This is a genomic window from Amycolatopsis dendrobii, assembly GCF_014145675.1.
Taxonomy (GTDB): Bacteria; Actinomycetota; Actinomycetes; order Mycobacteriales; family Pseudonocardiaceae; genus Amycolatopsis; species Amycolatopsis dendrobii.
On the sequence record NZ_JACGZW010000013.1, the window covers coordinates 89385 to 101961 of the forward strand.

The following is a 12577-nucleotide window of genomic DNA, read 5'->3' on the forward strand; positions in this document are numbered from 1 at the left end:
GTCTTCGTCGTGTCTGTTTTTCGTATGCCGGGATCGCTGACAGCCAGCGCAGAAAGTTGGCGGTCCATGAGTTCTCCCACGGTCGCAGTGCCGCGATCGATCGCGAATGTTTCGCAGGTCACCGCGCTGATCAACACGTTGTCGGCGTTGCCGCGCAAGGCGAACCTGCTGTGGTATTTGGTCCTGGGCGGGCTGTTCCTCGACGCCTACTCGAACGCCGCGCTCGGCGCCGGTCTCGCGCCGATGACCAAGGAACTGGGGCTCAGCGCGGGCCAGGTCGGCCTGCTCACCGCGACCGCGCCCGCGGTCGCCATCCTGTTCAACCCGGCGGGCGGCTGGCTGGCCGCCCGGATCGGCCGGGTCAAGCCGCTGATCGCGGCGAAGGCGATCGCCGGGCTCGGCGCGGTGCTCACCGCCACCGGCGGCGGCTTCGAGGCGGTCTGGGCCGGCCGCGCACTGGTCGGCGTCGCCTACGGCATCGACTTCGCGGTCGCGATGGCGCTGCTCGCCGAGTACACCCCGGCGAAGCTGCGCGGACGGCTGAACCTGTGGCAGTCCGTCTGGTACGTCGCCACCACGGTGAACCTCGCGCTGACGCTGGTTTTCTACCAGGCTGGCGTTTCGGTGGAGATCTGGCGGTGGTCGGTCGGCTCGGCCGGGGTCTTCGCGCTCGCGCTGCTGGTGCTGCAAATCGCGTTCCTCGCCGAAAGCCCGTCCTGGCTCGCGTCGAAGGGGCGGCTGGCCGAAGCCGCGCGCAGCCTCCGCCGGATCTACGGTTTCGACGTGACGCCGGGAACGGCGAGCGGCGAAGAAACGGCCGAGGAGCGCAAGATCGGGTTCCGGCAGGCGGGCGTGCTGTTCCGCAAGCCCTACCTGCAGCGCACCTTCCTGTCCACGGCGATCTCGCTGACCCAGGCGATGCAGTACTTCGCGATCGGCTGGTACCTGCCGGTGATCAGCCTCGCGATCTTCGGCGACAAGTTCGAAACGGCGACGCTCGGGTCGATGATCTTCAATGTCGCCGGGATCGCCGGCGGCGCGCTGTCGGCGTACTTCGGCCGGAAGATCGGGTTGCGGGTCAGTTCGGCGGTCGGCTACGCCTTCGCGTTCGCCATCCTGCTGGTGATGGGGCTGGGCTTCGGGAAGCTGCCGATCGCGATCGGGTTCCTGCTGCCGTTCCTGTTCATCTTCTTCCATTCGGCGGGACCCGGGGCGAACGGCAAGTCGATCGCGGCGCTGTCCTATCGCAGCGACGTGCGCACCCTCGGCACTGGCGTGACCGGCATGCTCGGCAGCTTCGGCAGCGTCATCGGGCTGTACGTGTTCCCGCAGATCAAGGAGTCGATCGGCCTCGGCCCGACGATCGCGCTGCTCGCCGCGGTGCCGCTGCTCGGCCTGGTGTCCTGCCTGGTCGTGCGCTGGGACCCGACCCGCAGCGGCGTCGACCCGGACGACGAGGAGATCTCGCTGCCGGGGAGGACGGCGTGACGCGGCGCGGAATCCTGGCGGTCGACGAGGGGTCGACCGGCACCCGGGCGACCGTGGTCGGCGAGGACGGGGTCTGCGGGCCGTCGTTCTACACCGCCGTCGACGTCGTCCATCCGGAATCGTCGCGAGTGGAGCAAGACGCGGCGCAACTGCTGGAGCGCACCGTCGACGTCGCCCGCCAGGCGATCGCGTGGGCGGGGGAGAACGGCGTCGCGATCGCCGGGATGTCGGTGTGCACGCAGCGCGCGACCGCGATCCTGTGGGACCGCGAGACCGGGCGGCCGCTGGCTCCGGCCGTGGTGTGGCAGGACTCCCGGTACGCGGACGAGCTGGCGAAGCTCGCCCCGGAGTGGGATCCGGTGCTGTGGGCGAGAACCGGCCGTCCGGTCGGCACCCGCGCGCCGTTCCTGTGGGCCGCGCGGCAGCTCGACCAGCTCGACGTGCCCGCAGACCGCGTGCTGTTCGGTTCGGTCGACACCTGGCTCGTGTGGCATCTCAGCGGCCGCACGCGTTACGTCATGTCGGCGACCAACGCCGTCGCCTTCGGCGGGTACCGGCTGCGCGAGCACGCGTGGGACCAGGAATGGCTGGCAGCACTGGGTTTCCCGGCCTCGCTAGCCCCGCCGCCGGTCGACGATGACGGCGACTTCGGTTACACCGACCCGAAACTGCTCGGCATCGAGGTGCCGATCGCCGCGGTGATGGGCGATCAGCACGCCTCGCTGATCGCGCTGGGTGCGTTGACTCCGGGGCAGGGCACCTGCGTGCACGGCACCGGCACGTTCGTCGGCGCACTGGCCGGGGACGAACCGCCGGACGGGCTCGGCGAGGTCGACGGCGTGCTGTGCCTGGTCGGCTGGCGCAGCGCGGGACACAGCCGGTTCAGCCTGGAGGCCTACACCTCGACCACGGGTTCCGCCTTGCGGTGGCTCACCGAGGACCTCGGGTTGTTCCGTTCCGCCGCTGAGATCAGCGAACTGGCGGCAGCGCAGCCGAGGAGCACGTCGACCTGGTTCGTGCCGACGCTGGCCGGGCTGCGCACGCCGGTGCAGCGGCCCGGCGCACGCGGACTGCTGACCGGACTGAGCCTGGCCACCACGCGCGACGCGGTGGCGCGTGCGGTGCTCGACGGGATCGCGCACGCGGTGAGCGACACCGTCGACGCGCTGCGGACGACGATGAACCGGCCGGTGACCCGCCTGCGCGCGGGCGGCGGATTGGCCGCCAGCGACGTCCTCCTGCAAAGCCAAGCCGATTTCGCGGGTGTCGAGATCGAACGAGCAGCCGATTCGGCGACTGCCAGCCTGCGGGGCGCCGCGTATCTCGCGGGCGTCCGGCTGGGCGTGTGGCCGTCGCTGGTCGAAGCCGTTGCGCACCAGGGCAAAGGCGAGGTCTTCGAGCCTCGGCTGCCCGAGGACGAACGGCGCGAACTGCGGGACCGCTGGCAGGACGTGCTCGCGGTCTCGCTGTCCTGACCGTCCTCAGTGGACGTTTTCAAACTTCTGAGTGGAGAGACAAGCTCATGTTCACACTGCCGTCCCGACGGCCGAACGCCGTCGCCGCGAGGGCGACCCTGTCCGCGCCGTTGCGGCTGGACCGCCGCGCCGCGCTGACCGACCTCGAAACCGGCACGTTCGACGTGCTGGTCATCGGCGGCGGCGTCACCGGCGCCTACACCGCGCTCGACGCCGCCTCTCGCGGCCTGAAGGTGGCGCTGGTGGAGCGCGCCGACTTCGCGTCCGGAACCTCGTCGAAGTCGTCCAAGATGGTGCACGGCGGGCTGCGCTACATCGAGCAGGGCAACCTCGACCTGGTCCGGCATTCGCTGCTGGAACGGCAGCGGTTCCGCCGCAATGCCCCGCATCTGGTGCAGCGGCTGCCTTTCCTGTTCCCGATCCTGGCCAAGGACGGCGTGTTCGACGCCCGCATCGCCAAGGCGTTCGAGAGTCTCTTGTGGGCATACGACCTCGCGGGCGGCTGGCGGATCGGCAAACTGCACCAGCGATTGACCGTGGACGAGGTGCTCGCGCACGCCCCGACTCTGCGCGCGGAGAACCTCAAGGGCGGCCTGATGTACTACGACAGCCGCGCGGACGACGCCCGGCTGACGCTGGCGATCGTGCGCAGCGCGGCCCGGCTCGGCGCGGTCGTGGTGAACGGGGCCGAGGTGACCGGCTTGCGTACTGCGGGCGGACGGGTCACCGGCGCGACGGTGCAGGCCGACGGCGAGCAGATCGACGTCCGCGCGCGCGTCGTGGTCAACGCGACCGGCGTGTGGGCCGACCGGGTCGAGGGCATGGCCGACCACGGGCACCAGCCGCAGGTCCGCCCGGCCAAGGGGGTGCACATCGTGCTGCCGTGGTCGAAGATCCGCAACGACTGCACGGTCACCGTGCCGATTCCGGGCCGCGCGCGGCGGGCCACCTGCACGCGGTGGGGCGACGTCGTCGTGGTCGGCACCACCGACACGGACTACCCCGGCTCGACCGAGGATGTGCACTGCACCCGCGAGGAAATGGACTTCCTCCTCGAAGGCGCTCAGATCGCCTTCGACACCAAGCTCGACGCCAGCGACGTGCTCGGCAGCTACGCGGGCCTGCGCCCGCTCGTCGGCGGCAAGGAGGGCAAGACGCTGGACATGCGCCGCGATCACCACATCACGGTCTCCGCGGGCATGGTCACGGTGACCGGCGGCAAGCTCACCACGAGCCGGCACATGGGCGAGCTGGTCGTGGACGAGGCGCTCGGCCTGCTGGGCCGGAAAGCCAAGTGCCGCACCAAGAACCTGCCGCTGATCGGCGGCGCCGGATACGACGCGGAGGCGACCGGCGCGACCGGCGGCGTCGCCGCGCACCTCGGCGGCCGGTACGGCACCGAGGCGCGGTTCGTGAGCGCGCTGGCCGACGAGAACCCGGCGCTGGGGGAGCCGCTCATCGACGGGCAGCCGTTCCTCAAGGCCGAGGTCGTGTTCGCGGCCCGTTCGGAGATGGCGCGCTCGGTGGACGACGTGCTGTCGCGGCGCACGCGGCTGCGGCTGTTCGCTCGGGACGCGTCGGTCGACGCCGCCCCGCTCGTCGGCGAACTGCTCGGCGCGGAACTCGGCCTGAGCCCGGAAACCGTGGCCGCGCAAGTGGACCAGTACCGGGCGGACGTCGCCCGGGAGAAGTCGATCCTGTTCGGAGACAACCTGTTGGGAGCCAACGCATGATCAGCCGTCAGACCGTCACGCACCCGTTCAACCGGGGCAATTACGTGGTCGGCGCGCCGACTCCGCCGCGCTGGGGCGGACGCACCGAGCCGGGCAAGGGCGACGCGTCGCTGCAGACGGCCGCCGTGCCGGTGCCCGCCGCGCTGACCGAGGCGTTGCGCGAGCTGGCGGACGCGGTGCACACCGACCGCGACGAGGTCGTGCTGCGCACCCGCGACTGGTGGGCGGGCTCGATGATCGGCGAGACCGCGGACGCCCCGGCGACCCCGGACGCGGTGGTCGCCGAGGTGAGCACCGTCGAGCAGATCCAGGCCGCGGTCCGGCTGTGCGGCGAGCACCGGGTGCCGCTGACCGTGTCGGCGGGGCGCAGCAACGTCACCGGCGCCGCGCTGCCGGTGTACGGCGGGGTCGTGCTGGATGTGTGCGGGCTCAACAAGATCGTGTCGTTCGACGCCGAATCGCAGATCGTCGAAGTCCAGGCGGGCATGTTCGGCGACCTGTTCGAGAAGGAAGTGCAGGAGACCCACGGCGCGACCACCGGGCACTGGCCGTCCGCGTTCGCGATCTCCACGGTCGGCGGCTGGGTGGCCTGCCGCGGCGCCGGTCAGTTGTCCACCCGGTACGGGAAAATCGAGGACATGGTCGTCGGCCTCGACGTCGTCCTCGCCGACGGAACCCTGGCCCGCTTCGGCGACTACCCGCGCGCCGCGACCGGCCCGGACCTGCGGCAGCTGTTCGTCGGTTCGGAGGGCACGCTCGGCGTGATCACCGCGGTCCGGCTGCGCACGCACCCGCTGCCGACGTACTCGAAGGCCATCGCGTACGGCTTCGAGACGTTCGCCGCCGGGCTCGACGCCTGCCGCCGGATCATGCAGCGCGGCGCGACCCCGGCCGCGATGCGGCTGTACGACAAGCTGGAGAGCGGCACGCACTTCGGCCGGCCGGACACCAACCTGCTGCTGATCGCCGACGAGGGCGACCCGGTCCTGGTCGACGCCATGATCAAGGTCAGCGCCGAGGAATGCGCCGCGACCGGGTCCGAAGTGGACGGTCAGCCGGTGTTCGAACGCTGGCTGGACGAGCGGATGCTGGTCGGCAAGTCCGCCGACGGGTTCACGCCGGGGCCGGGCTTCGTCGCCGACACCCTCGAGATGGCCGGTTCGTGGTCCGCGCTCCCGGCGATCTACGACGAGGTGGTGGCCGCGATCCGGGCGGTGCCGGGCACGCTGGCCGCGTCCGCGCACCAGTCGCACGCCTACACCGACGGGGCCTGCCTGTACTTCTCGCTGCGCGGCGACGTGGAGCCGGAGAAGCGGCGGCACTGGTACCGGTCGGCATGGGACGCGGCGAACGCGGTCCTGGTGCGGCACGGGGCGGCGCTGAGCCACCATCACGGGTCTGGGCTGCTCCGCGGGCCGTATCTGGCGGATGCGCTCGGCAGCGGATTCGGGACGTTCGTCGAGGTGAAGCGTGCTTTGGACCCGGCTGGGCTGCTGAACCCGGGGAAGCTCGGCCTGCCGACCGACCTCGGCCCGAACCCGCTCGACTCGGCCAGCTGACCGGTCCCTGACGGGCCGGGGCGCGAACTCGCTGACCGGCCGAGCGGACAGCGAGGCCGGGACCGGAAGCGGGGGCGCGGCGGCGGGACGGGCGAGGGACGGCGCGGAAGGCATGAAACGGTGGAGGCCATGAACGAGAAGATCACGGCGGCGTTCGAGGACGTCCCGGTGTGCGCGTCGGTCGTCGGCGTCGCGAAGGTGCCGGATTTCGTGGCCGCGGCGTCCCGCGTCGGGATCCTGGCGTCGGTGCCGGTCGGGCAGCTGCCGAAGATCGTCGCGGCGCTGGCCGGGCGGGACAAGCTCGTGTTCGTCAACATCGATTCGTGCCCCGGCCTCGCCACCGACCGCGCGGGCGTGGACTTCCTCCAGGAGATCGGGGCGGCCGGGGTGGTCAGCACCCGGGTCGCGCCGATCGAACGGGCGCGGGCGCTGTCGATGCTGACGATGCACAAGGTGTTCGTCACCGACCGCTCGAACCTCAACCGGAGCCTGGAGGCGGTCAAGCGCAGCGGCCCGGACCTGGTGGAGCTGATGCCCGCCCCGATCATCCCGTGGATGTCGGCGGCGGCGCGGGAAGTCATGTCGCCGTTCGTCGCGGCCGGTTTCGTCACCGACCGCGACGGGGTGGCGCATTCGTTGGCGATGGGCGCGGCGGCTGCCGCGTCCTCCGATCCGGGGCTGTGGTCGCTGACCCGGTCCCGGCTGCGTACAGGAGAAGAATGAGTTTCGTAGTGGTGGCCCGGTATGCGACCGCGGAGCGGGACCGGGTCGTCGAACTGCTCGGCCCGATGGCGGAGGCGTCACGGCGCGAGCCCGGGTGCAGGCGGTACACCGTCCACACGGGAGTCGAGGACGGCGTCGTGGTGATCGTCGAGGAGTACGACAGCGAGGCGGATTTCACCGCGCATTGCGCGTCGGAGCATTTCACCCGGATCGTGCTCGGCGAGGTCGTGCCGCTGCTGTCGGACCGGCAGGTCACCCGCTGCGTCCCGGTCGGCGCGTGATGGAGGTCCGCGGCGCGGTCCTGCGCGAGGTCGGGAAACCGCTGGAGATCGAGACGCTGACGCTGGCCCCGCCCGGTCCCGGCGAACTGCTGGTGCGGGTGCGCGCGGCCGGGCTGTGCCATTCGGACCTTTCGGTGATCGACGGGTCACGGCCCCGTCCGGTGCCGATGGTGCTCGGCCACGAGGCGGCCGGCGAGGTGGTCGAGGCCGGGCCGGGCAGCGACTTCCAGCCCGGCGAACACGTAGTCCTGACCTTCGTGCCCTCCTGCGGCGACTGCGCCCCGTGCACGGCAGGCCGCCCCGCGCTGTGCGGTCCGGCCGCGGCCGCCAACCGCGAGGGCACGCTGCTCGGCGGGGACGTCCGGTGGTCGTCGCCGGTCGGGAATCCGTTGCACCACCTCGGGGTTTCGGCGTTCGCCTCGCATGTGGTCGTGTCCGACCGGTCGGCGGTGCGGATCGACAAAGCGCTCCCGTTCGAGATCGCGGCGTTGTTCGGCTGCGCGGTGCTGACCGGCGCCGGCGCGGTGTTCAACGCGGCGGACGTGCGTCCCGGCGACAGCGTGGCCGTGTTCGGTCTCGGCGGGGTCGGCCTCTCGGCGCTGCTCGCCGCGAAGGCCGCCGGCGCCGGCACGCTGCTCGCGGTCGATCCGGTCGAGAGCAAGCGGGAGCTGGCGCGTTCGCTGGGCGCCACGGTGCTGACCGGTGACGTCGCGGAGATCCGCGAGCGGACCGGCGGCGGAGTGGATTACGCCGTCGACACCACCGGCGTGGTCGCTGCGCTGAGCCAGGCTTACGAAACGACCCGGCCCGGCGGAACGACGGTCACCGTGGGCCTGCCGGACCCGTCCGCCGGACTGACCCTGCCCGCGCAAAGCCTGGTAGCCGAGGAGAAAACCCTGCGGGGCAGCTACCTGGGTTCGTGCGTGCCGCGGCGGGACGTGCCCCGGTTCATCGCGCTGTACCAGGCGGGGTTGCTGCCGGTGGAGGCGTTGCTGACGCATTCGATCGCGCTGGACGAGATCAACGCCGGGTTCGCCCGGCTGCGGGACGGAGGCGCGGTCCGTCAGGTGATCGCCTTCTGAACCGCGCCCCTCGTTCCGTTACGAGTTGCCGCGCAGCGAAGCGGTCGCGATGGTGGCCGCGTCGATCGCTGTCTCGGCGGCCTGCGTAGTCGAGTTCGAGTCAAGCTCGGTGAGCGATTCCTTGTTCAGCGCGTGCACCGCCCATTCGTAGGTGTGGTCCGTCGTGCACGGCCCCTGATATCCGAAGAAGTTCGCGCTGCCGCGGTAGTAGGCCTGCCGTGACCCGGCAGGAACCGTCGGCTGATACGCGTGGTCGACGTTCTGCGGCAGCGCGGAAGTGCCCGCCGGGATGTCGTAGATGACCCAGTGGATGATGCCGTTGTCGAGGTCGTGCATGACGATCGCGTAGCTCCTGGCCTGCGCCGGCGCCCCGGACCAGGCCAGCGGCGGCGACTCGTCCTTCTTTCCGGGGTCGCCGTCGCCGCTGCTGGCGCAGTCGTGGACCTTGGGGATCATCCCGCCGTCGGCGAAGGCGGTGCTGGAGAGGGCGAAGGCGTCGCGTCTCGGATTCGCCGACGCGGCGGCGGGGCTGAAACTCGCGGCGCAGAGGACGAGCAGGGCGAAGAGAGCGATTCTGGTGCGTCTCACTGGAGGCTCCCGAGGCGGCTGGTGGTCTCTTGTCCTTTCGTGGGGAGAGTGTGCGCCGGAATCGGCGAGGACCGGCGCGTCAGCGGCAGTGAGTACCACGTTTCCCGCCAAGAGTGACATCCGGAGCGCGTCTTTCGGGAACGGACGGCCGCCGGACGCGCTTCTCCCGGCTGGTGACACTGGAACGCGGCCCGGCGATTGACGCCCGGCGCAGACTTCGTTGTGGCGCGCCACAATCCGGGCCGGGACCGCCTCCCGCGCGGGTATCGTGGGACGACCGGCGGATCCCGGTAGCGCAACGGCGGAACGAGCAAGCGGAGGACAGGGTGCCGGTGGCGACCTCGGCCGCGGCCGCGCGCTCGTTCGACGGCGGCGAATGGTGGCATGCGGGCCGGGTCGCGGCCGGATTGCTGATCCCAGGACTGGCGCTGCTCGCGGCGGGCCGTCCGGACCTGATCATTTTCGCCGCTTTCGGTTCCTTCGCCGGGATGTACGGCCGCGCTGAGCCGCGTGCGCTCCGCTTCCGGCACCAGCTCCAGGCAGGCGCGGTGCTGCTGAGCGGCGTCTCGCTGGGCGTGCTGCTGTCGGCCGGTCATGCGCCGCCTTGGCTGCTGGTGGTCACCGAGGCCGTCTTCGCGTTCGGCTGCGCACTGGTGACGAACCGCTTGGATCTGAGCCCGCGCGGACCGTTCTTCGGCATCTTCGCACTCGGCGCGATCGCTCTGGTGCCCGCCGGCCGGATCGAACCGTGGGCTGGAATCGCCTTGTGCGCGGGCACGATCGCGGGATGTGTCCTCATTGGACTGACTGGCCCGGAACGCCCTCCCGCGCCGAGGACGTCGAACTGCGCACCGGAATGCGGTGCCGCTTGCGCTGTCGTGCACGCCGCCCGGTACGCGTTGGCGATCGCCGCTGCGGGTGCTGTCGGGTTGCTGCTCGGCGTGGACCACGCGAACTGGGCAATGGCCTCGGCAGCGGTGCCTCTCGCGGCGGCCGATCCGCGCAGCCGGTTGCATCCGCGCCTGCACAGCGTGCTGGACCGCAGCGCGCACCGGGTCCTCGGGACGCTCGCCGGACTGGTCGTCACGGCCTTGCTGCTCTTGCCGGGATTCGGTGCCGCGCCGCTGGCATCGGCGGTGATCGTGCTGCTGTTCCCGACGGAGCTGTTCATGTCCCGGCATTACGGGATCGCGCTGGGATTTTTCACTCCGCTGATCCTGGTGATGACGGAACTCGCCGCGCCCGCCGCACCGGCGACGCTGCTGACCGCGCGGGTAGCGGACACTCTCGTCGGGGTGGCGGCCGGCATCGGGGCAGCGGTACTGGTCCGCGCCCCGTGCCGCACCACCCCGCTCAAACGGAACGCTCGACCGTGACCTTGAGATGCTTCATCAGCGGCTGATCGCTCTGCGTGCTGTAATCCCCGATCGCGCACAACACGTTCATCTCCGGCATATACCCCGCCGCGCACCCGCGCGGGATGTCGTACGGGATCGCCCGGTAACGCCGCACCGAACGCGTCGTCCCGTCCTTGGCCGTGGCGGTGATGTCGACCTCGTCGAACTCGCTCAGCCCGCGGTCCCGCATGTCCTCGGCGTTCAGGAACACCAGCGTCCGGAGGTTCTTGATGCCGCGATACCGGTCGTCGTCCGAATAGATCGTCGTGTTCCACTGGTCGTGCGAGCGCATCGTGCCCAGCGCCAGCGTGCCCGCGGCGGGGACGACGTCCGGCAGGTCCGCGGTCGAGAACTCGGCGCGTTCGGACGGCGTGTGGAAGACCCGTTCGCGCGCGGCCTGGCGGATCCGGAAGCCCAGCGGCTCCCGGACGCGGGTGTTGAAGTCCTCGAAACCGTCCAGCACCTGCGCCATCGTGTCGCGGATCCGGTCGTAGTCGCCGACGTAGTCCGCCCACGGCGTCGAGCTTTCCGGCAGCGTCGCGCTCGCCATCCCGGCGATGATCGCGGGTTCGGACAGCAGATGCGGTGACGCGGGCTTCTTCATGCCGGTGGACAGATGGACCATGCTCATCGCGTCCTCGACCGACGTCGACTGCAGCCCGGCGGTCTGGAAGTCCTTCTCGGTCCGGCCGAGGCAGGGCAGGATGAGCGCCTGTTTGCCGTGTTCGAGGTGGCTGCGGTTGAGTTTGGTGCTGACCTGCACGGTCAGTTCGCACTTGCGCAGCCCGGCCGCCGTGTACGGAGTGTCGGGAGCGGCGAGCGCGAAGTTGCCGCCCATGCCGACGAACACGCGCACGTCGCCGCGGTGCATCGCCTCGATCGTGCCGACCGTGTCGAGTCCGTGGTGGCGCGGCGGGTCGATGCCGCAGACCTCGGCGAGCTTGTCGAGGAACTCCGGCGCCGGGCGGTGGTCGATGCCGCAGGTGCGGTTGCCCTGCACGTTGCTGTGCCCGCGCACCGGCGACGGACCGGTGCCGGGGCGGCCGATGTTTCCGCGCAGCAGCAACAGGTTCACGATCTCGCGGACGGTGTCGACGCCGTGTTCGTGCTGCGTCACGCCGAGGCACCAGCTGATGATCGACCGGTCGGCGTCGCGGTAGATCTTCGCCGCCGCGCGGATTTCGGCCTCGGTCAGCCCGGACTGGCGTTCCAGGTCGGCCCAGGGCGTGGTTTCGCAGACGACCCGGTACTTCTCGACGCCGCTGGTGCAGGTCTCGAGGAACTCCGAGTTGATCGCCTCGGGATCGGTCTCCGCCATCTCGAACAGGGCTTTTGCCATGCCCCGGATGAAGGCGAGGTCGCCGCCGATGCGCGGCTGGAGGTTGCGGGTGGACGTCGGGGTCGCCTGGAACGTCGCCATCCGGACGAAGTCGTGCGGGATGATCGTGCGCGTGGCCCCGGCCTCGACCAGCGGGTTGACGTGCACGATCTGCGCGCCGCGCCGATGTGCTTCGGCGAGCGCGGTGAGCATGCGGGGCGCGTTCGACGCCGCGTTGACGCCCATGATGAACAGCGCGTCGGCGGCCTCCCAGTCGTGGATGTCCGCGGTGCCCTTGCCGGTGCCGAGGGCGGCCTGCAACGCGCGGCCGCTCGCCTCGTGGCACATGTTCGAGCAGTCCGGCAGGTTGTTCGTGCCGTACTCCCGCGCCCACAGCTGGTACAGGAACGTCGCCTCGTTGCCGAGCCGCCCGGACGTGTAGAACGCCGCCTGGTCGGGGGAGTCGAGGCCGCGCAGCGCGGCGCCGACCAGTTCGAACGCCTTGTCCCACGAGATCGGGACGTACCGGTCGGTCTTCTCGTCGTAGCGCAGCGGTTCGGTGAGCCTGCCCTGCGCCTCCAGCGCGGTGTCGCTCCAGCCGTCCAGTTCGGACAGGGTGTGCGCGGCGAAGAATTCCGCGCCGACGCGTTTCCGCGTCATCTCCCAGGTGACGTGCTTGATCCCGTTTTCGCAAATGTCGAGATGCAGGCCCTTGGTGTCGTCCGGCCACGCGCAGCCGGGGCAGTCGAACCCGCCGTTCTCGTGGTTCATCTTCACGATCGCGCGCGGGCCCGCGACGAGTTCCCGTTCCCGGACGAGGAACTGCGTCACGCTTTTCGCCGCGCCCCAGCCCGCGGCGGGATGGTGGTATGGCTTGAACTCCGGCTGGCCCTCGCGCTGCTCGTCCACCGTAACCCTCTCGACCGCGGCTGT

At 70.9% G+C, this 12577-nt stretch carries 10 protein-coding genes; 8 read left to right on the top strand and 2 right to left on the bottom strand.

The genetic code is table 11. From position 1 onward, the window contains the following. The first annotated feature begins 66 nt into the window (after positions 1–66). The 7 genes from H4281_RS34475 (at position 67) to H4281_RS34505 (ending at position 8341) form a co-directional block, all read left to right on the top strand. Positions 67–1488 carry an MFS transporter gene (locus H4281_RS34475; RefSeq protein WP_182895048.1) on the top strand — a complete coding sequence of 474 codons (1422 nt, stop codon included), beginning with the start codon at positions 67–69 and terminating at the stop codon, positions 1486–1488. Beyond that, positions 1485–2963 (top strand): FGGY family carbohydrate kinase, encoded by a 1479-nt coding sequence (locus H4281_RS34480; RefSeq protein ID WP_182895049.1) that lies wholly within the window; start codon positions 1485–1487, stop codon positions 2961–2963. The genes H4281_RS34475 and H4281_RS34480 overlap by 4 nt, the downstream gene beginning before the upstream one ends. 47 nt (positions 2964–3010) lie before the next feature. Further along, entirely contained in the window at positions 3011–4696 is a 1686-nt protein-coding gene (locus tag H4281_RS34485) for a glycerol-3-phosphate dehydrogenase/oxidase (RefSeq protein WP_182895050.1), read from the top strand. Further along, complete coding sequence (locus H4281_RS34490) at positions 4693–6255, top strand: FAD-binding oxidoreductase (protein ID WP_182895051.1); 1563 nt, start codon at positions 4693–4695, stop codon at positions 6253–6255. Before H4281_RS34485 ends, H4281_RS34490 begins: the two co-directional genes overlap by 4 nt. Before the next feature lie 129 nt (positions 6256–6384). After that, a complete protein-coding gene (locus H4281_RS34495) occupies positions 6385–6978 on the top strand; it encodes a glycerol-3-phosphate responsive antiterminator (protein ID WP_182895052.1) in 594 nt (197 codons plus the stop codon). Beyond that, the gene (locus tag H4281_RS34500; RefSeq protein ID WP_182895053.1) at positions 6975–7259 is read left to right on the top strand and encodes a putative quinol monooxygenase; all 285 of its coding nucleotides are present in this window, start codon (positions 6975–6977) and stop codon (positions 7257–7259) included. Before H4281_RS34495 ends, H4281_RS34500 begins: the two co-directional genes overlap by 4 nt. Then, complete coding sequence (locus H4281_RS34505) at positions 7259–8341, top strand: zinc-binding dehydrogenase (protein ID WP_182895218.1); 1083 nt, start codon at positions 7259–7261, stop codon at positions 8339–8341. The genes H4281_RS34500 and H4281_RS34505 overlap by 1 nt, the downstream gene beginning before the upstream one ends. A gap of 18 nt (positions 8342–8359) precedes the next feature. Here H4281_RS34505 and H4281_RS34510 read toward each other — a convergent pair whose 3' ends face one another. Next, positions 8360–8929: a YbhB/YbcL family Raf kinase inhibitor-like protein gene (locus H4281_RS34510; protein WP_182895054.1), complete on the bottom strand. Its 570-nt coding sequence runs from the start codon at positions 8927–8929 to the stop codon at positions 8360–8362. A gap of 326 nt (positions 8930–9255) precedes the next feature. Between H4281_RS34510 and H4281_RS46410 the strand changes: the two genes are divergently transcribed. Next, the gene (locus H4281_RS46410; RefSeq protein WP_182895055.1) at positions 9256–10305 is read left to right on the top strand and encodes an FUSC family protein; all 1050 of its coding nucleotides are present in this window, start codon (positions 9256–9258) and stop codon (positions 10303–10305) included. Here the strand turns inward: H4281_RS46410 and H4281_RS34520 are convergent. Beyond that, complete coding sequence (locus H4281_RS34520) at positions 10283–12553, bottom strand: FdhF/YdeP family oxidoreductase (protein ID WP_182895056.1); 2271 nt, start codon at positions 12551–12553, stop codon at positions 10283–10285. The genes H4281_RS46410 and H4281_RS34520 overlap by 23 nt on opposite strands. Positions 12554–12577: the final 24 nt, after the last annotated feature.

Excerpts from the sequence above, each read along its gene's own strand:
- H4281_RS34475 (WP_182895048.1), top strand. The coding sequence starts at position 67 with ATGAGTTCTCCCACGGTCGCAGTGCCGCGATCGATCGCGAATGTTTCG.
- H4281_RS34485 (WP_182895050.1), top strand. The coding sequence starts at position 3,011 with ATGTTCACACTGCCGTCCCGACGGCCGAACGCCGTCGCCGCGAGGGCG.
- H4281_RS34490 (WP_182895051.1), top strand. The coding sequence starts at position 4,693 with ATGATCAGCCGTCAGACCGTCACGCACCCGTTCAACCGGGGCAATTAC.
- H4281_RS34495 (WP_182895052.1), top strand. The coding sequence starts at position 6,385 with ATGAACGAGAAGATCACGGCGGCGTTCGAGGACGTCCCGGTGTGCGCG.
- H4281_RS34500 (WP_182895053.1), top strand. The coding sequence starts at position 6,975 with ATGAGTTTCGTAGTGGTGGCCCGGTATGCGACCGCGGAGCGGGACCGG.
- H4281_RS34505 (WP_182895218.1), top strand. The coding sequence starts at position 7,259 with ATGGAGGTCCGCGGCGCGGTCCTGCGCGAGGTCGGGAAACCGCTGGAG.